Below are 23,080 nucleotides of genomic sequence, written 5' to 3'. Positions count from 1 at the left end.
TTTCCCCCCTTTGTTTCTTTCCCTTTCCAATACGACAAACGGACCGATTTTCCTTCTTCACCGCGGCAATTCGTCTAGAAAACGGGCGCGTAGCTCAGGGGGCGGCAGCGGACAGCGATCGTGCTGGCGAATGAGGCGGTGGCGGCGAACAGCAATTTGGTCATAGACAAAGTTGCGGAGCGGCCGCGGAACGAGAAACCCAGCCGCCGCTAGCATGTTCCACGGCCAGGCCAAACGCCGACCGATGCGCAACACGGCATCCGACTTGACATAATAGCAGCCGTCTTCAATGAGCACGACCGTGCCCCCGGCTAGCCCGTTTCCCCGTTCCAACAACGCCCGGCCGACGGCGCTTTGCTGCGAGGCAAAGCGGAACACCGCCTTCCGGTCGCGAGCGGCCACCCACTGGACACTCGCATGGCAAAACAAGCAATCGCCATCAAACAAAATGATCGGTTGCATCCCACTTTCCCCCCGCTATCGGCTGTTAACCGGCTCAATGCAGGCGCTGACATCGTTTTTTGGCGAATTGACCAGCGGCGCCACCTCGTACATTCGCATTTGTTCGCTCGGATACGGCCGCAGGAACGTTTTCAAATACTCGCTGTCATCGAAGTTTGGATCGAGCCAGTCATCGTGCCGCTCAGAAGGCAGGATGACCGGCATCCGGTCGTGAATGGGAGCGATCAGCTCGTTCGCCCTCGTCGTCATGATCGTGCACGTCTCCAGCGGCCCGCTCGCTCCCTCCCAGCGCTCCCACAGGCCAGCGAACGCAAACGGCGCGCCCGTTGCGAGCGTAAACCGGTACGGCACTTTTGTCTTCCCCTCTTTTTTCCACTCGTAAAATCCATCGGCTAAAATCAAACAGCGCCGCCGCTTGAACGCCTGGCGGAAGCTCGCCTTCTCATCAACCGTCTCCGCCCTAGCGTTGATCATTTTGGTGCCGATGCGAACGTCTTTCGCCCAAAACGGCACTAGCCCCCAGCGCATCATTTTCCCGACTCGCTCTCCTTTTTCCGCCACAACCGTTAGCACTTCCTGGCTCGGAGCGATGTTAAACCGCGGGGCGAGCGGGCCTTCATACCGAAACCGAAACAACGCTTGCAGCGTTTCCAACTCAGCTGTCAACGTAAACCGACCACACATGGCATTCACTCCCTGATTCGTTCATTGACGCGAGCGCCATCTTCATTTTTTCCATTATAATCAAAAAAGTGGCCGAATACGAATGGCGGCCACCTGAAAACGACGTTTTTTCCAATGAGCGCAAAAATGTCAACACGCGTTCGATATACTCATCGCCGTAGAGAGAAAAACTTTTCACATGATCGGCTTTTTCCGTCAGCCATAGCTGAAACACATCCGGATGGGTGTTGTACAACTTCACACTTTCTTTGTATGGAATCGAACGGTCGTCCTTGCTGTGGATGAACAAAATCGGTCTCGGCGCGACACGATCGACCGCATGGATGGGCGAAGACACCCCCAAATCCAAATCCGCAAGCGCCGGGACGATCGCTAAAATCAAGTACGTAAACGGCACGTTCGGCAAGTGCGTCCATACCGGCATGTTGGCGCGCAAATACGATTCGAGGTCGCTAAACGGGCTGTCCGCAATCACCCCGCGAACATCACTGTCTTCTGCCGCCGCCAAGATCGATGTCGCCGCCCCCATCGAAACTCCGTACAGCGCGATCGGTTCACGGAAGTGTTTCTTTGCGTAATCGATCACGCCAAGCAAATCATCCTTCTCTTTGACGCCGATCGTAATCATATCGCCTTCCGATTCACCGCTGGCGCGGAAATCAAATAAGATGACGCGGTACCCTTCGGCAACGAGCCGCTTGGCGATCGGCAAAAACGGTACATTTTCTTGGACGCGGTTGTTGCCGTATCCGTGGGCAAAAATGACCGTCATCTTCGCCGCCCCGGTAGGCGGAATGATCCAGCCTTTGAGCGCCGTTTTCCCATCTTTGCTTGTAAATGTCGCGTTTTCATACGCCATGCCGTAGTCTTTCGGCGTCACGGTAATCGGCGCGCGCGGTTTATGCGTCAGCTGCCAGCCGACGTAAACAGATAAACCGACGCAAACGAGCAACCCGAAAATGACAACGCCAATGGCCGCCGAAATCCAAATGCGCCGTTTCGCTCGGCGCGGGGTGCGCACCACTTCCATATCGGTTTTCCCCCTTCCTTTCTTTCATCCTACTTGTTGAATGGCTCATTTGGCAATCAAAAAAAGAGATGTCCGCCAAAAACGAACATCCTGTTATCCATGCCGCCAACTTACGAATGAGCAAGCGGCGCAGACGCTCCTTTCCATCTGACGATCAAGTCAAACTCACGCACCGATGTCATCCGCTCGTCGACAAGCCCGCGCTCCCACACATGGCGCAAAAACAGCTCGGTGATCCGCTTGTTCCGCTCGTTTTCTTGCCCGCGTTCGAGGGCGATGACGCTCAAATACACATCGCACATCCGATTGGCCACCGTTTTCGCATGAAACGTCTGCACCTCGTCCGTTTGGCCGCCAAGATGCGCGAGCGCCGCCATCCATTCCTTCAACCCTTCTTCAACCGGGCGGGCAAGCGGCTTCATCTCGTCCGCCACCCCCTCAAGCCGCGCCTTCATCTCGGCGGCAAACCGTTCGTGAATGCGGTATTTGCGCATGAGCCGCAGCACTTCAAGCACCAAAATGTTGGCCGTCCCTTCCCAGACGGTCAGCACTTGGGCGTCACGAAGCAGGCGCGGGGTGACAAAATCTTCAATGTATCCGTTGCCGCCGTGCAGTTCAATCGCCTCATGGCTAAACGCGATCGCTTCTTCGGCCGTACGCATCTTAAGAAGAGCAATCAGAAGGCGGAGCCAGGCTTTCTCTCCCTCATCTGCCTCATGCGGCGCGGGCATGACGCGGTCAAACAAGGCGACCATGTCAAAACAGGCGCTCGTTTCCACCTCTTGCCGCGCCGTCAAGTCGGCGAGCGTCGCGCGCACCATCGGGTAATCGGTCAGTTGATGGCCAAACGCCGTGCGCTGCTCAGCGTATTGTTTCGCTTCCTCGAGCGTCCGCTTCATGATGCCAACCGAGGCGATCGCATTGCAGACGCGCGAGAGATTAAGCGCTTCCATCATATAATAGAAGCCTTTGCGCGGATCGCCGACGACATACGCCTTGGCGCCATCAAACACAACTTCGGCCGACGGCACGGCGCGCACCCCTAATTTATCCTTTAAGCGGCGGATGGTGATGCCGTTTACTGTTCCATCCTCGTTGCGCCATGGGACGAGAAACAAGCTCAGCCCCTTCGTCCCCGGGCCACTCCCGTCGATGCGCGCCAACACGAGCGCTACGCCGCAGCGCCCGGCGTTGCTGGCAAAATATTTTTCCCCGTACAGTTTATAATAATCGCCGCACGGCACGGCGCGCACGGCGTTGGCGCCAACGTCCGACCCGCCTTGCCGCTCCGTTAAAAACGTCGCCCCTTCATACAGTTCGACCTCGCCGGTGGAAATGACATGGGGCAAGTACCGTGCTTTTAACTCGTCATCGGCGAAATGTTCAAGCACATAGGCGGTTGCCATCGTCAGCGTCACCGGACAATAAAACCCGGGCTCGGCTTGGGATAAAATGTACCCTTGGGCGTACGAATACATGTAGTTTCCTTTTCTCCCAAGCTCGGGAATCGGTTTGTGCACATACCCGACGATTCCCGTTTCGTACGTTTGTTTCGCCGTCTGCTCGTACCCTTCGTTCACCCACACTTCGGAAATGTCGTTGCCAAAGCGGTCATATTTGATCAGGCGCGGCTGCCCTTCACGATCGGTATGCACGGCGCGGCGGTCGACGTCCGTCAAACAAAACTCGTAAAACGATGAGAGTTTTTCCTCTGCATATTGGTACAACTCATCATCCAAATACCGTTTCAAATTCGCCAGCAAATTCGGATCGGCTTCACGAAGCGGTTTCATCGTCCCTCCCCTTTCCTCCCTTCTTATTCATGCCTGTGTCTTCTGTGTTGCCGCCTCCCGCGCTCGCAGCGCTTGTTTCAACACTTTTCCCGTCGCATTGCGCGGCAGTTCAGCGATTGCCTCATACAAGCGGGGAATTTTATAGTCAGCCAGCTTGCCGGATAGGAAACGCTTACACTCGTCAGCAAGCGACGCAAGCGGCGCACTCAGCACAACGAACGCTTTCGCTGTTTCCCCCCACTCCGGATGCGGCACGCCGATCACGGCGACATCGGCGATCGCTGGATGCGTCCGCAGCACATCTTCCACTTCCTTTGGGTAAATATTGACGCCGCCGTAAGACGGGCGTTGATCGGCACGACAACCGCGCCAAGGCGCAAAACAGCAAAGTACGAAACGACAAACTCCTTCGTATTCGGCATATACAGCGCGACTTTATCACCGCGGCCGACGCCAAGTCGAGCCAATGACGAAGCCAAGCGGTTGACCATGCGATCGACTTCGGCATACGAAAGCTCCGTTTCCCCATCAATGACCGCCGTTTTCGCCGGAAATTTCCTCGCTTGGCGGGCAAGCAACTCCGAAATGTTCATCCGCCCGATTCCTCCCATTCTCGCAATCGCTTTTCAAAATCGGAAAGCAGGGATTCCATCTCCGCCTTCAGTTGCAATAAATCCTCGATCCGCTCGTTCACCTCCTTCAGTTTTCGCCGCCCGTATTCGACCGTTTTTTCGAGTTGTTTCTTTCCCGTGCGATCCTCATCAAACAGCGCAATCATCTCATGAATTTCGTCAAGCGAGAAGCCGAACCGTTTGCCGCGCAAAATGAGCTTGAGCTTCGCCCGCTCCTTTTTCGTATACAGCCGCTGCCCGGATTCCGTGCGAATCGGGGCAAGCAGCCCGCGCTCTTCGTAATAGCGGATCGTCCGCGTGCTCACATCAAACTCGTGCGCCAAATCGGAAATGGTGAAATAGTGCATGGCCATCCCTTTTCAGCATTAATATTCTGAATTTTATTTTAGTTTACGTTGACGTAAAAGTCAATCAACATCTTGCTTGAGGAACAAAGAAAAAAGGATGTCTCAGCAAAAACGAGACACCCTTTCCTTGAAGCTGGATGAATCCTCACCCGCCCGCTCCTGTATAAAAGCGCAAGGCAAAGCGCCAAAAGCGACGGGCAATCCATAAAAAGAGGAGAGCCACAACCAAAGCGGCAAACGCTGTCCGAGCGCTCCATTTGCCAAGCAGCGCCAGCGCGGGCGTATTCGTGATTAATACGGCCGGCAATATGTAGGTGATCACCATCCGAACCGCGCCGCGGTACATGCTGCCGGGGAAGCGGGCCGTTTCAAAAAACGAGTCGAAAATAAACGACAAGTCGTCGATGCGCACCACCCAAAACGACGTCGTCATGAGCATCATCCATAGGGAATAAATAAGCAAAAACGAAGCGGCCATGACGACAAGAAACACCAATACGTCCGCCACCGATGGCACGTAGCGTTCGACATACAAGCCGTAGCCAATGACGCCAAAGCCGAGCACGACATCGATGAGCCGCCAAAACACAAGGTGACGGAAGCTGACGTAAAACATGCTGTCGACCGGCTTCGTCAACACGTAATCGAGCGTGCCGCGTCGGACGTGTTCAAGCAGTCTCGGCATGTTGGGGCGGAGCGCAAAATCGATACAGCCACGCAACGTATTGAAGACACCAAGCAACACAAGCACTTCCCCATACGTCCAGCCGCCTAAGCGATCCGTCTGGTAAAAAAAGATCTGGATGGTGAGCAGCGCCATGCCAATGCCGAAAAAGCTGGAGATGACATTGCCGAAAAACTCGCTCCGATATTCCATTTCCTCGACCAAACAAGCGCGGAAAAATTCGCGGAACACCCGTCCATACCGCCGCACGTTCATCCACCTACCGCCTGATTTTTTCGCATTCCCGCTCTCCACAACCATTGCAAAGCGGCCGTCAACACCACCATCCACCCGCCAGCAATCGCAAAACCGCGCACCAACTCCCCGCCATCCGCCGCTCCGGTGGCGATTTCAATCGGAAAGCTGATCATATAGCGGAACGGCAGCCACTCGCTCCATTCCTGAAGCCGCGGCGGAAGCAGCTCAAGCGGCGCGATTCTTCCCGACAAAAACAGCGAAATGACATCGATGACGCCGTACACAGCCGCCACTTTGGTCACCCAAAACGCCAGCAGTCCGCACGAGTAACTCAACAAGAAACGAAGCGCCGCCCCCAACACGACCGCCAGCAAAAACCACCCGATTTGGCTTCCCGTCATATGCGGGCGAAGCGCCGGCCAAAACGCCGCTCCCACTGTCCAAACGGGCACTAAAATGACGAGAAACAACCATTTATAGACGATATTCTCGGCGATCGCCCAATGGATCGGATGAAGCGGCCGCAACAACAAGTTCGAAAACGTCCCTTCGCGGATTTCACGGTCAAGCTCCCATACATCCCACGCGCTCGTCATCCGCTCAACAAAAATGACCGCCATAAAATAAAAGACAAACGACTCACTCTCTTCCGGATGAATGTTCATCCAAACGAACATCGTAATGAGCGGTTGGGTGATGGCACCCGTCATCCAAACGAACGTCGCGAGCCGATACGCGAGCATTTCAATGTATTTCATCCGCAGCAGGGCAATATATTTGCGAATCATACGTGCTCCTCCTGAAACGCGCGCGCGATCACTTCCTCCAGCGGCGGATCTTCGATATTGATATCACGGACTTCAAACTGCTGAAGCAGCCGCGCCGCCGTTTCCGCCGCCGTCTCGCGCGCCACTCTAAGCACGACCGCCCCCTCTTCGACTTCCGCCACTTCGCCATACTCGCTCCAATTCATCTTCGGCAGCCGCGAAAACCGAACCTCAAGCCGCTTGTACGGCGCCAGTTTCTCCGTCAGCACCGAAAGCTCGCCGTCGTAAATGAGCCTCCCGTAGTTAATGATCATCACCCGGTCGCAAAGCGCGGCGACATCACCCATGTAATGCGACGTCAACAAAATGGTCGTCTCGTGCTCCCGATTGTAATCGACGATAAAGCGGCGCACGTTTTCTTGCGTATGAACGTCCAGTCCGATCGTCGGCTCATCCAAAAACAACACGCGCGGCCGATGCAACAGCGCCGCCGCCAGCTCGCAGCGCATCCGCTGGCCGAGCGACAAGCTGCGCGTCGGTTTGTCCAACAGGGGCGCCAAATCAAGCAGCTCGGTCAGCTCCTCGAGCGTCTGGCGGAACGCCCGATCGTCAATGTCATAAATGGCTTTATTGACCAAAAACGTCTCCATCGGCGGAATATCCCAAATAAGCTGGCTTTTTTGCCCCATCACTAAGCTCATCATCTTTTTAAACTCCGGCTTTTGTTCAAACGGCACAACACCGCCGACCGTGATTTCCCCCGACGTCGGGTGCAACAGGCCGGCCAGCATTTTCATCGTCGTCGTCTTCCCCGCCCCGTTCGGGCCTAAAAAACCGACAATCTCCCCTTTTTCGATCGTGAACGAAACGTCTTTCACCGCCTCGACGATCCGGTAGTCACGGCGCCATAAATGGCGCACCGCCTCAAACCATCCGGCTTCGCGGCGATGGACGCGGAACGATTTATGCAAATGGCTGACACGGATCACGACATTCATCCCCCAATAGACGCAATGCTGTTGACATTCTTTTGTTATATCACATTCAGAGGGAGCACAGCAAAGAAAACATTTCGTTATCTTTTCCCTATCGTTCCCTTCTTTCGTCATGTATAATAGAGAAAAGAATCGAACGAGAAAGGGGATTGTCGAATGGGAGAGATCACTAATGAAATGATTTGGCAAGCCATCAAAGAACTCGCCGATCAGCTTCAACAAACAAACGGACAAGTCGAGCGACTCGCCAAACAAGTGCAACAAACGAACGAGCAAGTCGAACAGCTCACCAAACAAGTGCAACAAACGAACGAACAAGTCGAACAGCTCACCAAACAAGTGCAACAAACGAACGAACAAGTCGAACGGCTCGCCGAACAAGTGCAACAAACGAACGAGCAAGTGCACCGGTTAAGCGAACAAGTGTCCGACATGGATCGGCGGCTCACCGACGTCGCCAACGGCCAAAAAATTTTAGTGGAAGAGCTGTTCGAAAACAAAAAGGAGATCAAGCGTATCAAAACGGCGCTCAACCTGTATTAAGGCTGATCCTTTCGCCCGTTTTACCATTTCGCTGCTTTCCTCTCGATTTGTTTCTCTACCAACTCCCCTTTTCTTTATAAGCATAAAGGTTGTTATTAAGCGTCCCTGCTCAATAACAACCTTTCTCGCGCTTTACGAAAAATGCCCACTCATGTTCCATTTCGCCGCCAATTGTTTCGCCAGCTCGAGGAAAACGTCGAGCGCCTCTGGATTGGCCATCGAGCCCGAGTTGACCGCTTTTTCAAGCGGGAAGCCTAAGAGCAGCTTGCGGATTGGGATTTCCATTTTCTTTCCATTTAGCGTTTTTGGAATTTGCTTCACTTCGTAAATTTCGTCTGGAACAAAGCGCGGCGAGACGTGTTGCCGAATCGACTGGCGGATGCGGTCTTTCAGCTCATCATCGAGCGCCACGCCTGGCTTCAGGACGACAAACAGCGGCATAAACGACTGCTTGCCCATCATTTCTAAATCGACGACAAGGCTCTCGAGCACCCCGTCGACCGCTTCGACGGCGCGATAAATTTCGCTCGTGCCCATGCGAACGCCGGCGCGGTTGATCGTTGAGTCGGAGCGGCCGTAAATGACGCAGCCGCCTTGTTCATCAATCTTAATCCAATCGCCGTGCTTCCAGACGCCTGGATACGTGTCAAAATAGCTGTTCCGGTACCGCTCGCCGTCCGGGTCGTTCCAGAAAAAGAGCGGCATCGACGGCATTGGTTTTGTAATCACTAGTTCACCGACTTCATTCACGAGCGGCTGGCCGTTTTCGTCAAACGCCTGCACATCGGCGCCCAACGCGCGGCACGAGAGGACACCGGCGCGCACCGGCAAAATCGGCGAACCGACGACAAACGCGGTGCACACATCCGTTCCGCCGCTGCATGATGCCAGGCAAATGTCATCCTTGACGTTTTCATACACCTAGGCGAACCCTTCGACCGTCAGCGGCGAGCCGGTCGAAAGCACAGCCTCAAGCTTCGATAAGTCATAGCGCTCGTTCGGTTTGAGGCCGAGCTTCATGCAGACGTTAATAAACGCCGCGCTTGTGCCGAAATGGGTGATGCCTGCCTTCTCGGCGAGCTCCCATAAAACGTTGCCGTCCGGATACGTCGGGCTGCCGTCATAGAGCACAATGGTCGATCCGGCCAGCAGGCCGCCGATGAGAAAGTTCCACATCATCCATCCAGTCGTCGTAAACCAGAAAAATGTGCTGTCTTTCGTCAAGTTCTCGGAAATGGTCAACGTTTTCAAATGTTCAAGCAAAATGCCGCCATGTCCTTGGACGATTGGCTTTGGCAAACCGGTCGTTCCCGAAGAGTACAAAATCCAAAGCGGATGGTCAAACGGGACGTCTTCAAAGGCGAGCTCTCCCTTATTCGCCACGAGATCACCCCACAGCACGACCCCCTCATCCGGGGCCTCCATCTGCCCGCGCCAATACGGAAGCAGCACCGTCTTTTTCAATGATGGCAGCTTGGCGCGCAGTTCGGATACGACCGGCAGTTTGTCAAACTCTTTGCCGTTGTATTGGCAGCCGTCGACGGCAAACAAGACCGTCGGCTCGATTTGCGCAAACCGGTCGATGACGCTGCCGGCGCCAAAGTCCGGCGAGCAGCTTGACCAAATGGCGCCGAGCGACGCGCACGCCAAAAACGCCATCACCGTCTCGGGGATATTCGGCATATACGCCACCACGCGATCGCCGCGCTTTACCCCCATCGCTCGCAATGCTTTGGCGATCGCCGCCGTTGTTTCGCTCAGCTCCTGCCATGACACTTCCCGATACGGCACGCGCTCCGAGCGGAAAATGATGGCCGGACGGTCGGCGCGCGCATGCCGGAACATATGCTTCGCATAGTTGAGCGTCGCGCCCGGAAACCACTCCGCCCCCGGCATCTTCCGCTCGCGCAGCACGCATTCATACGGCGTCGCCGCTTGCACACCGCCATACTCCCAAACCGTTTCCCAAAATTCTTCAAGATGCTCAACTGACCATGTCCATAGCTCGCGATACGAGTTACATGACACCCCCTTTTTCTCTTTCAGCCAGTCCATATACCGCCGAATATTTGACCGTTGGATTTTTTCTTCTGTCGGTTTCCAAAGGATCGTTCCTTCCGTAATCGCTTTCATTGGATGGCGCGTCAATGGACGCCGTCACCGCCTTTCTGTCGATAGTGGATTCAGACTATTTATATGATACCATTCTTTCAAACTATTTTGAATAGACGTTTCTCCGCCCATTTTGTCGGAAAAGAGTGGAACAAACGGATTGACAAAAAAGCCAAACTGGAATATGATAAACACAAAAGTTGGTCTAGGTAAAAAAAATGTCCTTTACCTAAAATATTAATAGGAGGGAAACTTTTATGGCCGAACGAAATGATTGTCCCCTTTCCCGTATGAAGCAGGGAGATCGGTTTCGCATTGCGAACATCGCCATTCCTGACCCTGTGCTGAGAAGAAGATTGCTTGACTTAGGCTTTGTGCCCGGTGGGGAAATAGAAGTCGGCCAAAAAAGTCCGCTCGGCGATCCGACTGCTTACCGCGTACGAGGAACAACGATTGCATTAAGAAAAGAAGAAAGCAATTATATTTACGGGGAGAGAATCAACAATGACTAGAACGAACTATACAATTGCCTTAATGGGAAATCCAAATACGGGAAAAAGCACGTTGTTCAATGTTTTGACAGGCCTGCGCCAACATACTGGAAACTGGCCGGGAAAAACTGTCATTCGTGCAGAAGGAGAATTCGCCCACCGCGGTGCCACATACCGAATTGTTGACTTGCCAGGAACATACTCGCTTTATTCCAACTCCGCTGATGAAGAAGTGGCGCGCGACTTTCTATTGTTTGAACGGCCCGATCTTACCATCGTCGTCGTTGATGCAACGGCATTGGAGCGCAATTTGAATTTGGCGTTGCAAGTATTGGAAATCACCGGCCGCGTCATCGTCGCTGTCAATTTGATGGACGAAGCGAAAAAGAAAGGCATTCTCATCAACAGCAAAAAATTGGAAAACAAACTCGGCGTACCGGTTGTACCGATATCCGCCCGCAATAAAGAAGGAATCGACAAGTTGATGAACACTGTTGATGCAATGGTACGCGGCCGCATCAAGACGAACCCGCTTTCCATCCAGTACAGCCCCGAAATTGAACAAGCCATTTCCAAGCTTATGCCAAATATTCGCGAAACGGTCGGCGATGCGTATCCGGCGCGCTGGATTGCGCTTCGGCTGCTTGACGGGGATACATCGCTCTTGGCTGCGTTAAAACAGCCGCCGCAACGGGACACAAAGGAGGAGGGTGCTTATGCTTGCTGCGGATCGGTCGAATCGATTTGATCGTTTGCTAGAAGAAGCCCAAACGCTGACGCCAGCTGACACGCGTGAACAGATCGTCACCGCCATCTTCCAAACATCGGCTGCGCTTTGCCGAGAATGTGTCACTCATAGACATAACGTGAAACGGGATCGAACGGAACAAATTGACCGGATCGTCACATCGAAACGGTGGGGATTTCCGATTATGCTGGCGTTGCTCGCCGCTGTCCTGTACATGACCATTGCCGGCGCCAACGTATTTTCCGATTCGCTCGCCCGTTTGTTCGGGACGGTCGAAACGTATCTGACCATGGCTTTTCAAGCGATTCATGCCCCCGACTGGCTGCACGGGCTTATTGTACTTGGCCTATACCGCGGCACCGCCGCGGTCGTCAGCGTGATGCTGCCACCGATGGCCATTTTCTTTCCGCTGTTTGCACTTCTTGAAAACTATGGCTATTTGCCGCGCGTCGCCTTTAACATGGATCGATTGTTTAAAAAAACAGGCGCGCACGGCAAACAATCGCTGACGATGGCCATGGGGTTCGGCTGCAACGCCGCCGCCATTATGTCGACGCGCATTATCGAATCGCCGCGCGAGCGGATGTTGGCCATTTTGACCAACAACTTCGTCCCGTGCAACGGACGTTGGCCGACGCTGATTTTGCTTTCTTCGCTATTTATGGCAGCTGGTTATACAGGGGGCTGGAACACGCTCGTCACTGCCGCAGTGGTTGTCGCCATGGTGCTGTTTGGCATCATCGTCACGCTGGCGGTTTCATGGATTTTGTCTAAGACAGCTTTGCGCGGGATTCCGACCCATTACACGCTAGAGCTGCCGCCATACCGACGCCCGAAAATCATGGAAACGATCATCCGGGCCACCCTTGACAAATCGCTCTACGTGCTAAAGCGAGCAGTGACGGTGGCAGCGCCAGCCGCCATTCTTACGTGGGTGCTCGGCAACGTTCACGTGGGAGATACGACCGTGCTGGCGTATTTGGCCGACGGACTTGACCCATTTGCCAAAGTGTTGGGATTGGATGGCTACATTTTGCTGGCGTTCATTTTAGGCCTGCCAGCCAATGAAATCGTCTTTCCCATTTTATTGATGGGGTATTTATCCGCCGGAGCGCTCACCGAAGTCGACGGACTATCATCATTGAAACAAATTTTGCTCGACCACGGCTGGACGTGGCTCACCGCCCTCAATATGATGCTGTTTTCCCTGCTTCACTACCCGTGTGGCACGACGCTCGTCAACATTTACAAAGAAACGAAAAGCGTGAAATGGACGTTCGTCGCCTTCGCCTTGCCGACAGCGATTGCCATTATGGTCACCTTTGCGACCGCGCAGTTGGCAAGATGGCTCGGGCTCGTTTAACACTCGAGGCTGTCTCGACAGGTCGGTTTAACAACCTGTCAAGACAGCCTCTTTTTATATGTACACACCAACTTCATGTTGTGTCTGTATTGCAGACCGGCGACTTTTTAGAAAGTGGGTGAAAAAACCGCTAATTCCCTTCATCAATGAGGGAGCGCGTGAAAAGGAGGACCGATGTAACAAGGTTTTGAGATGGCAATGCCGGATCCACGAATCAATCACCGGACTCTTAGAAGGTCGGTGAAAAAACCACTGTTTGCCTGATCGATGATGGAACGCGTGAACATCGAGGCTGATGCAGCAAGTTTTTTTCTACTTGAGAACCGATTCCGAGAAGGCTCTTCACCAACAGTTGTACTTGATTTTTCCAGCACACATCTTACTTATGCATCCACGAAAGAACAGGAAACCAATCATGTTTTGCTTACACCTGTTCAGAGAAGTGCACCATCTGTCAAGTACACGTTGTGGTGATGAACCTCCAAGAAGCGGTTGATGTTAATCACCAGCTTCTTGGGCCCCTCTCTTTCGCATACGCACCGGCTTCTTATGTCACGCGACCCGTTGTCCCTATCTTGAGAACAGACCTTGTACGTCAGCCTCCGTTTATTAGCCGAAATCAACTTCCGTCTATACTTCTTTTACATTCTCCACATGAGAGGCATCTCCCTCTACGATTACGCGAAACCCGTCTTCACTCGCTTCGACGATCGTCACGCTTGTCCCGTACATATACGGCGGCGCCCAAAGCTGGTCAAGCGGCGCGCCTTTAAATGCCGCTATGAGGGTTTTCAGTACGACGCCGTGGGTGACGATCAAGACGGTCTCCCCCTCGTGCCGCCCGACGATGCGCCGCACCGCTTCCAGCGCCCGCTGTTGCACATCGAAAAACCGCTCCCCGCGCTGTGGCGCGTACAGATGCGGTGCGTTCCAAAAATGGTCGAACGCAACCGGATCCATTTGCTGGATTTCATCATGCGTCTTTCCTTCCCAATCGCCAAGATGAATCTCGCACAGCTGCTCGTCTTGATAAATCGGAATAAGCCGCGCGCCGCGAACCAGCTCGGCCGTCTCAAGCGCCCGACCGCTCGTGCTTGTATAAATGGCGGCCAACTCGACCGCTTCGAGCCGTTTTCCAAGCCGCATGGCGTCTTGCCGCCCCTTTTCCGTGAGCGGCGAGTCTTGCCTTCCTTGCATCCGCTTTTCGACATTCCACTTCGTTTCCCCATGTCTTGTCAAATACAAGGTTGTCCTCATGTTTCCTCTCCCTTTCGATGGCTAAAAAGCGGCGGAACGGTTGTATTTCTCAAGCCATTGCTGCAGCTTTTCCGCTTCAAGCGAACGGCTGAAATAAAACCCTTGGGCGTAATCGCAATCCATTTGTGAAAGAAGGACCACCTGCGATTCGGTCTCCACCCCTTCGGCCAACACTTCAATATCCAAGCTTTTCGCCAAGTGGATGATGGTATCAACGATCGTAGCGTCCTTCGAATTTTCGGCAATTCCTTGAATGAAGCTGCGGTCAATTTTGAGCAGCGACACCGGCAAATTGCGAATATACGCGAGCGAGGAAAAGCCGGTGCCAAAATCGTCGATCGCCGCCTGCACGCCAAGCTCCTGCAATTCGGTTAAAATGTGCCTTCCTGTCTCAATGTTTTCCATCAGCCCGCTTTCAGTCACCTCTAGAATCAAGCGGTCGGGCGCCAGCTCCGTCTCCCGCAAAATGCGCTTCACATGTTCGACAAGTTCGGGACGGTTGAGCAAAAACGGCGACAAATTCACCGCTAACTTCAGCCCGGGAAATTTCCTTTCCCATTCTTTCACTTGGCGGCACGCCCGTTCTAACACCCAAAGCGTAATTTCAAAAATAAATCCGCTCTCTTCAGCCAACGGAATAAAATCGAGCGGCGGAATCTCACCGAGCGTCGGATGGCGCCAGCGCAACAGCGCCTCAATTCCCATCGCTCGCCCTTGGGTCAACCGCACTTTCGGCTGATAGCACAAATAAAACTGCCCACGCATAATGGCAAACGGCAAATCCTGCTCGATCACGATGCGCCGATGCTCGACCGGGCGATAAAACGCGTAACCGTTCCGTCCCCGCTCCTTCACCTCATACAACGCCTGATCGGCGTATTTCATCACCTGCTCGATCCGGTCGCTGTCTTTTGGGAAAAAGGCGATGCCGATCGATAACGTCGATTGAATGAGCTGTTTTTCATAATAAAACGGCTCATGGAACGAGCTGACCAACCGTTCCGCCAAAGCGGTCATTTCCGTTTTCGTTACATTCGGCAGCAGCAACACGAACTCATCGCCGCCGATGCGGGCGAAAAAGTCATCATGGCGCAGCTCCCGGCTGACGCGTTTCACCGCTTCGCGTAAAAAATAGTCGCCAGCTTGGTGAGAAAAATGATCGTTGATCCATTTAAATTTATCAAAATCTAAATAACAGAGGGCAAATGGCGTGCCGCTCGCCATCAGCTCACCGATCTGCCGTTCGAAATAGATGCGGTTGGCGATGCCGGTGAGCGAATCAAAGTAAGCAAGTTGGCGCAGCTTTTCTTCATACTGCTTCCGCTCACTGATGTTTTTTACCGTGACGATGACGCAATCGAGCTTTCCGGCCTCATCAATGATCGCTTTCCCGCTAGCTTCCATCCAAATCCATTCGCCATGTTCGTCCCGCTTGCGAAATTCCGCTGTTTGCGTCTCATATGTATCATACAAATTCGCCAATTTTTGCGTGATCACCGGCGCGTCGTCAGGGTGGACAAACGCCAACATATCATCATACGACGCTGGCTGCCAGTTCATTTTTCCCTGCCATGATGGCGGAATGTACGACAGCTGACGGTCACGTGAAAAAATGAAGACATAATCGTTTGAATGTTCGACGATCAGCTGCAAACGCCGCTCCGCCTCAGCGAGCCGCGCCCGCAGCTCCTCCGCTTGGGCTTGACGGCGCAACACGCACAATATAGCGGCCGCTTGGCCGCGCTCATCAATAATCGGCGACAACCCGGCAACGAAGGCGCCGCCGGACAGTTCCACTTGAAAAGCGGCTAGCTGTTCTTTCATCCGCTTGGCTAACCCCCGCCCCGCAGCCATCAGCGCCTTTTCCGTTTCTTCACTCAGCGCTAACCCAGCAAAGGTAGGGTTTCGATAAATCATGGTACCTTGCCCATTCAAGATGGCAACTGCTTCATTGAAGTGATGGAAAAAGGCTGTATACTTGTCCATGCAATGGTTACCTCGCCATTGATCGAAATATCCCGTTATCCTCACTTCCATTTTCACGAAAACATCGACAAAAATCAACAAATTTCGCAAAAAACCAGCGCCAAAATAAGAAACCGCCCACCGGCGGCTGACCGATCACCCAATTTGCCGCTGGCGGGCGCGAAGCGGGCACGTTTGGCAACACGTTCCCCCCGTTGTATGCACGTACAAGCAGCACGTCGTTCGCTGCATGCCGCTCGCCCCTTTAAAAAAGCGGCGGAGCGGGTTGTCTTTTTGGCCAAACAGACGGCCATCAGCTTCATGAACGAGAAAACGAAAATCGGCCCGCAGCCGATCGGCGACGAACGCAAGCGATTCATCTTCCAGCCAACGTTCATATACCCAATACACGTAAATGGCGACATTTTCCCACAAGACGAGCGGGGAGATGCGCGTCAGACGGCGCAACTGAGCAATGAGCGGCGCGAACAGCTCGGCGAACACGTCGCGAACGGCTTGCTCGCGCCAGCGGCTTCGTTCGCTGCCGCACATCTCCGCTTCCGCCGGCTCAAGGCGAAAGCGCGGCATCCACGTCTCTCCTTCACCGTCCGTATCAAGCCAAATGCGCTCAGGCTCAAGCAAAAGCCGCTTGTTCCATGCCGACATGGCGTATAACGCCATCGGCGCTAAAAAGCTGAGGCGCTTGACCAGCATCGACGCCGCCACAGCGTCATTCGCCGCCCCCATCTCATCACGCACGTGGGCGACATACTTAGCGAGCTGTTCGGCGTCCTCCAGCAGCCGGGAAAACCGCATCGACGCCGAAGCATCGGGCTGCTTGCTTGAAAAACGATACGTTTCTAACGCTCTCATTTCGTCTTCGCACAGTCTCATCATGATACGCCTTCTTTCTGTAAAATGCGCCGCCCTTTTCCGTACGGAATGCAAAGCGGGGTGCCAAAGAGCGGATCGTACGTAATTTGGCAATCCAACTGAAACACATCGTTTATGAGCTGGCGGGAAATGACGTCTTCTGGCTTCCCTTCGGCGTACACTGCCTTGTCGCGAATGGCGACGAGATGATGTGCATAACGGCAGGCCAAATTTACGTCATGAAGCACCATCACGATCGTCCGCCGTTCCTTTTCATTCAGCTCAAACAATAAATCTAAAATGTCAATTTGATGGGCCAAATCAAGATACGTCGTCGGTTCATCAAGCAAGATGATGTCCGTTTCTTGCGCCAGTGTCATGGCAATCCATGCGCGCTGGCGCTGTCCGCCGGAAAGCGAATCAACCGGCCGCTCGGCGAGCTCTGTCAGCCCGGTCGCCGCCAAAGCGCGCGCCACGGCACGCTCATCTTCCTCACTCCATTGTTTGAACCACGTTTGGTATGGGTACCGCCCTTGCTTGACGAGCTGCAGCACGGTCAACCCTTCCGGAGCGACAGGCGCCTGCGGCAAAATGGCCAAGCGACGGGCGATTTCCTTGGTCGGCTGTTTGGCGATCTCCTTTCCATCGAGCAAAACGGCGCCGCCTGCCGGCTTCAACAGCCGGGCCAAGGCGCGCAGCAACGTCGACTTGCCGCAGCCGTTCGCCCCAATAAACACGGTCATTTTCCCCTTCGGAATCGTCAAATGTAAGCGGTCGATCACGAGCGCGTCCCCGTAAGATAACGTTAACTCCTTCGCCTGCAGCACGTGCATGCTTTCCCCCTCCTTCATTGATGCTTTCCGACTCTGTACAATAAATAAATAAAATACGGCGCGCCAAGGGCGGCGGTAAACACCCCGGCCGGAATTTCCGCCGGCGCAAGCAGCAACCGCCCAGCCAAATCCGCTCCCATGACGAGCACACCGCCGAACAGCGCCGCCGCCGGAAGCAGCGCACCAAACGCTGAACCGACAAGGCGACGCGCCATATGCGGCGCCATCAGCCCAACAAAGCCGATGCCGCCGGCGAAGGCGACCGCGCCCCCAGTGAGCGCGGTGCTCAGCAACACCAGCCCGAGCCGTTGCCGTTCAACCGCGCCGCCAAGCCCAATCGCCAGCTCGTCGCCTAATTCTTGCACGTTGACGTGTCGAGTGGCGAGCATAGCAATAAGAAGCAACCCGATGACCGATGGAGCCATGAACGAGACGTGCTGCCAAGAAGCACCATACACGCTGCCCGTAATCCACACGTTCGCCTGGCTCGCCCGGTAAATCGGCCCGACGATCATCAGCAGCGTTGTCAACGCCTGCATCAGCGCAGAAATGCCAATGCCGACAAGCACGAGCCGAAGCGGGGCGAGACCGTTTTTCCACGCCAGCGTATACACGAGCCAAGCGGCGGCTGCAGCGCCGAGAAAAGCCGCGAGCGGCAGCCAGTGGATGCTGACGGTAAGGGAGTTGTTTTCATCGCTAAACAGCGCCAAAAAACCGACGACCGCGGCGGCCGCCCCGTCGCCACCACTAAACGGGCGTTTGAACCGTTGTTGTCGATCAAGGCGGCCATCGCCTCCCGCCAGTTCGTATCGGTATACCCGTACACCACGCTCATCCACATGGCGGTAAGAAGCAAGATCGCCAGCCCAATGAGGCCCTGCGTTTTTTGACGATTCGTTGCGAACATGGTGTGAAATCTCCCTTAGTATAACATCTACCGTTAAGTCTATTTGATAATGACTCTCATCGTCAATATTTTTTACCCTCTTTTTATTATGATTTTCTCATGATTTTTTTATTTTTTCTGACAATGATTATCACTATTATTTATGATAGTGGCATGAATGAAACTCATTATCAATTCCGTGAAATGGAAAAGGGGGATTTGCACCGTGAATATGAAACAAACCCATCTTCTTTTCACCTTCCTCCTTTCTCTCCTTCTTCTCGCCGGCTGCGGTGGGAAACAGGAAGAAACGGCCAAACCGAAGGGCAACAATCAATCGAAAGAAGCAAGCTACACCGTCGAACACGCCATGGACACGACCGAAATCAAAGGTACGCCCAAACGGGTCGTTGTATTGACAAACGAAGGAACAGAAGCCCTGCTGGCGCTAGGTGTGAAACCGGTCGGCGCCGTCCAATCGTGGACGGGCGATCCGTGGTATGACCACATTAAAGACAAAATGGACGGCGTCAAAGAGCTCGGATTGGAATCGGAGCCGAACGTTGAAGCGATCGCCGCTTTAAAGCCGGACTTGATCATCGGCAACAAAATGCGCCATGAAAAAATTTATGAACAGTTGAAACAAATCGCTCCAACCGTATTCTCTGAAACGCTGCGCGGCAACTGGAAAGACAACTTTATGCTCTATGCGAAAGCGGTGAATCAAGAAGAGAAAGGGAAACAAGTCATTGCCGACTACGACAAGCGCATTGAAGACGTAAAAGCGAAACTCGGCGACAAGCTGAAAATGAACGTGTCGGTCGTCCGCTTCATGGCTGGTGACGTCCGCATCTACCATAAAGACTCGTTCTCCGGCGTCATTTTGGACCAGCTCGGCTTCGCCCGTCCGGAATCGCAAAACGTGAACGACTTCGCGGAAACCGGTGTGACGAAAGAACGCATCCCGGCCATGGACGGCGACATCCTGTTCTACTTTACGTATGAAACAGGCGACGGCAAAGCAAGCGAAATCGAAAAAGAATGGATTAACGATCCGCTCTTTCAAAACTTAAACGTCGCGAAACAAGGCAAGGTGTACAAAGTGAGCGACACGATTTGGAACACAGCTGGCGGTGTGCTCGCTGCCCATCTGATGCTGGACGATATCGAGAAATATTTCTTGCAGGAACAATAATCTTACGTAAAGGCTGTGCGAAAGATGGCATACCGAATCTTCTGCACAGCCTTCCTCTTCCCTTTTCCTCCGCATTCCCTACTCTCCGTTCCCGCAAAGCATCCGGGCACAAAACCGATGATCTGGATGAATTGCTTAAACATTTCGATGCTAGGCAAGCGCCCCTGACAGCAACTCCATTGCCGTTTAACGCAAATTGTGATACATTCAAACTATGAAATGAACGAAAGAAAGGGAGAAGACGATTGAACCATCCAGCACGGATCGCAGCATGCCTGTTGTCGCTTAGCGTTCTATTGTCAGGCTGTGCTGATGACAGCAGCCAAAAACAAAGCCATTCGCATATGACGAAAACCGCCACTGGCGATATTCGCGAGACAACGAAATCGGTCGAGCATTTACCAAGCTTTTTAGGCGCGTTCGAAGAGGAAATGGCTGTGTTGTACCAACAGGCTGCGGAACACCGCGAACTGCTTGAAAACATCCCGTGCTATTGCGGCTGCGGACAATCGGCCGGCCATAAAAACAACTATGACTGCTTTGTCTATAAAAATAAAAAAGACGGATCGATTGTCTGGGATGATCATGCAACTAAATGCGGCGTCTGTCTCGACATCGCTGCCGAATCGATCGCTGCTTACAATCAAGGGAAATCGATCAACGACATCCGGCATATGATCGACGAAAAATACAAAGAAGGCTACGCCGAACCGACACCGACAAAACCGCTTTAATCCTAATGAAAAAAGCGCCGAACTGGGCGCTTTTTTCCGTCGTTTTTGTTCCGCTGAGCGCTCTCATCCATATGGCGCTAAGAAGCAAGAGAAACAGTCCAATGAGACCCAGCGCTTTTTGACGGTTCGTTCCGCCTGTTGGCCGAGAAGGCTCGTGAAAAACGGCTGATCCCCTCAATGGAAGAATAAGCGGAAAGCAGGACCGATAAAACAATGTTTTTAGAAATAAAATGGTAAGGATATATGCACAATTCAAGCACCAACCTCCAAGATCAGCTGATGAACCTCTCCCACCTACACTGTGCTTAGAAGGATCGTGAAAAACGGCGGAGTTCCTTCCTCCAATGGGAGAACACGTGAAACGCAGGATCGATACACCAAGGTTTTTCTAGTTGAGAAGTGACATTGCAAAGCTGGATCCAAGATTAAATCACCAGCCTCTTAGAAAGCTGGTGAAACACCGCTGTTACACACCAATCGGCGGCATTTTCACTCAAAAAAGAAAGCTGATTCTGCGAGGTTTCTCTAATTGAGAAATGGGTAAAACTCAGCGGTATTTTGCCCTAAATCACCGACCTTTTAGAGGGGGAGACTTCGCGGTCAATGTGTTAAAACTCGAGTTCCCCTGTCAAAGATACTCCCCCAATGGCCTGTCGGCGCGGGCAACATCAACACCGGCTGAGCGCGGCGTACAAATCATGCAATGTTTCGATGCCGCGTTTACGCAGTTCGTCGAGCAAGATGACCCATAACTTCGCCATCGCTTCCACATCGCCGTCCGCCGTATGACGGCGCGGGCAGCGGATGCCATAACAGGCTAATGCATCGTCAAACGTCGGGCATGAATGGCCGATCAGCGTCATCATCGGCTGCAAGTCAAGAAAGCGCCCGCTCCATTTTTGCCGGTAATGGCGCCAAAGGCCATGGCGTAAAAACGCCAAGTCATGGCCAATGTGATAACCGAGGAGTACACCGGCGGCAATAAACGGCACAAACGCGCGCAGCGCCTCGGCAAGCGGCGGAGCGAACATGACATCCTTCGCCTCAATGCCGGTCAAGGCGGATATAGGTTCTGGAATGGGCTTTTCCGGCTTGACGAGCGTCATGTACGCATCCGTCACGATCCCTCCGACCGTTTTCGCCGCCGCCATGGCCAAAATTTCATCGCCTTGCTCCGGGGAAAAGCCGGTCGTTTCCAGATCGATGATGACAAACGGGATATCGATCAAACGGTCATGCCAATCGATGACGTGCTGTTTTTCCTTTTGCAGCGAGCGAAGCCACGATTCTTGCTGCCATGAATGGTCCTGTCCAAATAAGGCGGATGATGCCTCGCGCGGAACGCCGAGCGACAACATGCGGAGCGCCCGCTGCCAAAACCGGTGCCGCTCATGCATGAATGTTAGCCACCCGCCGGGCGACAAAGCGCTGCAATCGTTTAGCGGTGCGCATCGCTTGTTTCAGCCGCTTTTGTTCCGGCCGCTCAAGCGCCCGCCATAACACGTATTCACGCCCGTCCCCCACCTCAGTGCTGTACTTCAGGCGAATCGAATAGTAAACAGAAAGCGCCTCGCAAACGGCGTCGGAAAACGGCGCCGTCAACACGCCATTCGCTTCAAGCGCCCGCCGCCGCTCGGCTGTGCCCGCCGCCGGGACGTGCGCAAAACACGCCAACCATTTCAAAGCGTTGGTGAGCTGCACGTAACCGCCCTGTTTCATATGAACGGCCCCGCTGTACGGCCCCCATCGCTCCGTTTGCACGTTGCCCAACCAGCCCAGCGGAACCGGAGGAAACTGAACGTGCTCGCCCATGCGCGCCAACAGCAGCGGCCGTTCGGCCACCGCCGCAAACAGCGCCTTTCTTGCCGTCTCAGCCAATTCCGCTTCCCCATAAAGAGGCCGCATATCCATCGCAATCAACAAAAAACGAATGTCGTTCGGCCACCCGCTGTCCAAGTAGGAAACAAGCTGTTGCTCCCAACCGCGGACTGACTGTGCCCACCGCTTGTTCGTCGCCATCACGTAACCGGAACAGTACGGATACCCAGCCTCATGCAGCATATCCACCCCGATCGTCGCCATATGGCGAATGAATTCATAACAAGCCGCTTCCTCGTTCTCAGGACAGTTGAATAAAATGCCGTGATCTTGATCCGTCCAAATCGTCGGCTCACACCGGCCGATGCTTCCCATCACATACCAGCACCACGCTGAGGGACGAACGCCGACCGACCGTTTCATCGTCTCCCGCTCGGCAAGGAAGAACGCGCGGCGAAGGATGGCTTCATGAACAGAAACGATGTCATTGGGGAGCTGACCCATTTGTTCACGTACTGCATAGCGCCGCAGTTCACGCGCCAGTTCATCGTGGCAAAAACGAAGTTCGGCGGCCGACTCGGCTCGGTTTAGCCGCTCGACCACCTTTGCCGCCAATAATTCCATCCTCTT

General features: G+C 53.7%; 20 protein-coding genes and 3 pseudogenes. 6 read left to right on the top strand and 17 right to left on the bottom strand.

Annotated features, from left to right (window positions below; translation table 11 throughout):
* Positions 1–57: 57 nt before the first annotated feature.
* From B4113_RS00300 to B4113_RS00255, 9 genes and pseudogenes are all read right to left on the bottom strand, one after another.
* A complete protein-coding gene (locus tag B4113_RS00300) occupies positions 58–462 on the bottom strand; it encodes a thiol-disulfide oxidoreductase DCC family protein (RefSeq protein ID WP_033022853.1) in 405 nt (134 codons plus the stop codon).
* Between the two features lie 15 nt (positions 463–477).
* On the bottom strand, positions 478–1,146 hold the full coding sequence (locus B4113_RS00295) for an SOS response-associated peptidase (protein WP_033022851.1): 669 nt from the start codon (positions 1,144–1,146) through the stop codon (positions 478–480).
* Positions 1,118–2,176, bottom strand: coding sequence for an alpha/beta hydrolase (locus tag B4113_RS00290; protein ID WP_235207654.1), 1,059 nt, complete (start codon positions 2,174–2,176; stop codon positions 1,118–1,120). The genes B4113_RS00295 and B4113_RS00290 overlap by 29 nt, the downstream gene beginning before the upstream one ends.
* 110 nt (positions 2,177–2,286) lie before the next feature.
* Positions 2,287–3,969 carry an acyl-CoA dehydrogenase family protein gene (locus B4113_RS00285; RefSeq protein WP_033022849.1) on the bottom strand — a complete coding sequence of 561 codons (1,683 nt, stop codon included), beginning with the start codon at positions 3,967–3,969 and terminating at the stop codon, positions 2,287–2,289.
* Positions 3,970–3,996: 27 nt separating this feature from the next.
* Positions 3,997–4,562: pseudogene (locus B4113_RS18330) on the bottom strand (AMP-binding protein).
* Positions 4,559–4,948, bottom strand: a complete 390-nt coding sequence (locus B4113_RS00270; protein WP_033022843.1) for a MerR family DNA-binding transcriptional regulator — start codon at positions 4,946–4,948, stop codon at positions 4,559–4,561. The pseudogene B4113_RS18330 and the gene B4113_RS00270 overlap by 4 nt, the downstream one beginning before the upstream one ends.
* Before the next feature lie 145 nt (positions 4,949–5,093).
* Entirely contained in the window at positions 5,094–5,882 is a 789-nt protein-coding gene (locus B4113_RS00265; RefSeq protein ID WP_033022868.1) for an ABC transporter permease, read from the bottom strand.
* Between the two features lie 2 nt (positions 5,883–5,884).
* On the bottom strand, positions 5,885–6,658 hold the full coding sequence (locus B4113_RS00260) for an ABC-2 family transporter protein (protein WP_033022842.1): 774 nt from the start codon (positions 6,656–6,658) through the stop codon (positions 5,885–5,887).
* Positions 6,655–7,626 (bottom strand): ATP-binding cassette domain-containing protein, encoded by a 972-nt coding sequence (locus B4113_RS00255; protein WP_033022866.1) that lies wholly within the window; start codon positions 7,624–7,626, stop codon positions 6,655–6,657. Before B4113_RS00255 ends, B4113_RS00260 begins: the two co-directional genes overlap by 4 nt.
* 162 nt (positions 7,627–7,788) lie before the next feature.
* Here B4113_RS00255 and B4113_RS00250 point away from each other — a divergent pair, with 162 nt between their 5' ends.
* Positions 7,789–8,175 carry a DUF5798 family protein gene (locus B4113_RS00250; RefSeq protein WP_033022840.1) on the top strand — a complete coding sequence of 129 codons (387 nt, stop codon included), beginning with the start codon at positions 7,789–7,791 and terminating at the stop codon, positions 8,173–8,175.
* A 132-nt stretch (positions 8,176–8,307) separates the two neighbouring features.
* Here the strand turns inward: B4113_RS00250 and B4113_RS00245 are convergent.
* Positions 8,308–10,308, bottom strand: a pseudogene (locus B4113_RS00245) (acetoacetate--CoA ligase).
* 236 nt (positions 10,309–10,544) lie between these two features.
* On the opposite strand from B4113_RS00245, the gene B4113_RS00240 reads away from it, so the two are divergent.
* The 3 genes from B4113_RS00240 to B4113_RS00230 are packed head-to-tail and all read left to right on the top strand — an operon-like array spanning position 10,545 to position 12,889.
* Positions 10,545–10,799, top strand: a complete 255-nt coding sequence (locus B4113_RS00240; protein WP_033022837.1) for a FeoA family protein — start codon at positions 10,545–10,547, stop codon at positions 10,797–10,799.
* The gene (locus tag B4113_RS00235; protein WP_033022836.1) at positions 10,792–11,526 is read left to right on the top strand and encodes a FeoB small GTPase domain-containing protein; all 735 of its coding nucleotides are present in this window, start codon (positions 10,792–10,794) and stop codon (positions 11,524–11,526) included. The genes B4113_RS00240 and B4113_RS00235 overlap by 8 nt, the downstream gene beginning before the upstream one ends.
* Positions 11,495–12,889, top strand: coding sequence for a nucleoside recognition domain-containing protein (locus B4113_RS00230; protein WP_033022835.1), 1,395 nt, complete (start codon positions 11,495–11,497; stop codon positions 12,887–12,889). Before B4113_RS00235 ends, B4113_RS00230 begins: the two co-directional genes overlap by 32 nt.
* Positions 12,890–13,519: 630 nt before the next feature.
* Here B4113_RS00230 and B4113_RS00225 read toward each other — a convergent pair.
* The 5 genes and pseudogenes from B4113_RS00225 to B4113_RS00205 form a co-directional block, all read right to left on the bottom strand.
* The gene (locus B4113_RS00225) at positions 13,520–14,146 is read right to left on the bottom strand and encodes a histidine phosphatase family protein (protein WP_061912048.1); all 627 of its coding nucleotides are present in this window, start codon (positions 14,144–14,146) and stop codon (positions 13,520–13,522) included.
* Positions 14,147–14,167: 21 nt separating this feature from the next.
* Entirely contained in the window at positions 14,168–16,132 is a 1,965-nt protein-coding gene (locus B4113_RS00220; RefSeq protein ID WP_061912047.1) for a bifunctional diguanylate cyclase/phosphodiesterase, read from the bottom strand.
* 135 nt (positions 16,133–16,267) lie between these two features.
* Complete coding sequence (locus B4113_RS00215) at positions 16,268–17,005, bottom strand: IucA/IucC family C-terminal-domain containing protein (protein WP_033022831.1); 738 nt, start codon at positions 17,003–17,005, stop codon at positions 16,268–16,270.
* Positions 17,005–17,817 (bottom strand): ABC transporter ATP-binding protein, encoded by an 813-nt coding sequence (locus tag B4113_RS00210; protein ID WP_033022828.1) that lies wholly within the window; start codon positions 17,815–17,817, stop codon positions 17,005–17,007. The genes B4113_RS00215 and B4113_RS00210 overlap by 1 nt, the downstream gene beginning before the upstream one ends.
* A gap of 14 nt (positions 17,818–17,831) precedes the next feature.
* Positions 17,832–18,554: pseudogene (locus B4113_RS00205) on the bottom strand (FecCD family ABC transporter permease); the annotation flags it as partial.
* Positions 18,555–18,935: 381 nt separating this feature from the next.
* On the opposite strand from B4113_RS00205, the gene B4113_RS00200 reads away from it, so the two are divergent.
* Together B4113_RS00200 and B4113_RS00195 are read left to right on the top strand one after the other, a co-directional pair.
* Positions 18,936–19,898, top strand: a complete 963-nt coding sequence (locus B4113_RS00200) for an ABC transporter substrate-binding protein (protein ID WP_033022863.1) — start codon at positions 18,936–18,938, stop codon at positions 19,896–19,898.
* Positions 19,899–20,143: 245 nt separating this feature from the next.
* Complete coding sequence (locus B4113_RS00195; protein ID WP_033022826.1) at positions 20,144–20,632, top strand: PCYCGC motif-containing (lipo)protein; 489 nt, start codon at positions 20,144–20,146, stop codon at positions 20,630–20,632.
* A 668-nt stretch (positions 20,633–21,300) separates the two neighbouring features.
* On the opposite strand, the gene B4113_RS00190 is transcribed toward B4113_RS00195, so the two are convergent.
* Complete coding sequence (locus B4113_RS00190; RefSeq protein ID WP_033022824.1) at positions 21,301–22,029, bottom strand: 3'-5' exonuclease; 729 nt, start codon at positions 22,027–22,029, stop codon at positions 21,301–21,303.
* Positions 22,022–23,074 carry a DUF294 nucleotidyltransferase-like domain-containing protein gene (locus B4113_RS00185; RefSeq protein ID WP_033022820.1) on the bottom strand — a complete coding sequence of 351 codons (1,053 nt, stop codon included), beginning with the start codon at positions 23,072–23,074 and terminating at the stop codon, positions 22,022–22,024. Before B4113_RS00185 ends, B4113_RS00190 begins: the two co-directional genes overlap by 8 nt.
* Positions 23,075–23,080 lie beyond the last annotated feature (6 nt).

Origin of the sequence: Geobacillus sp. B4113_201601 (assembly GCF_001587475.1) — a bacterium.
Taxonomy (GTDB): Bacteria; Bacillota; Bacilli; order Bacillales; family Anoxybacillaceae; genus Geobacillus; species Geobacillus icigianus.
The sequence above is the reverse complement of the archived record's forward strand: the minus strand, read 5'-3'. Positions and strand labels throughout refer to the sequence as shown.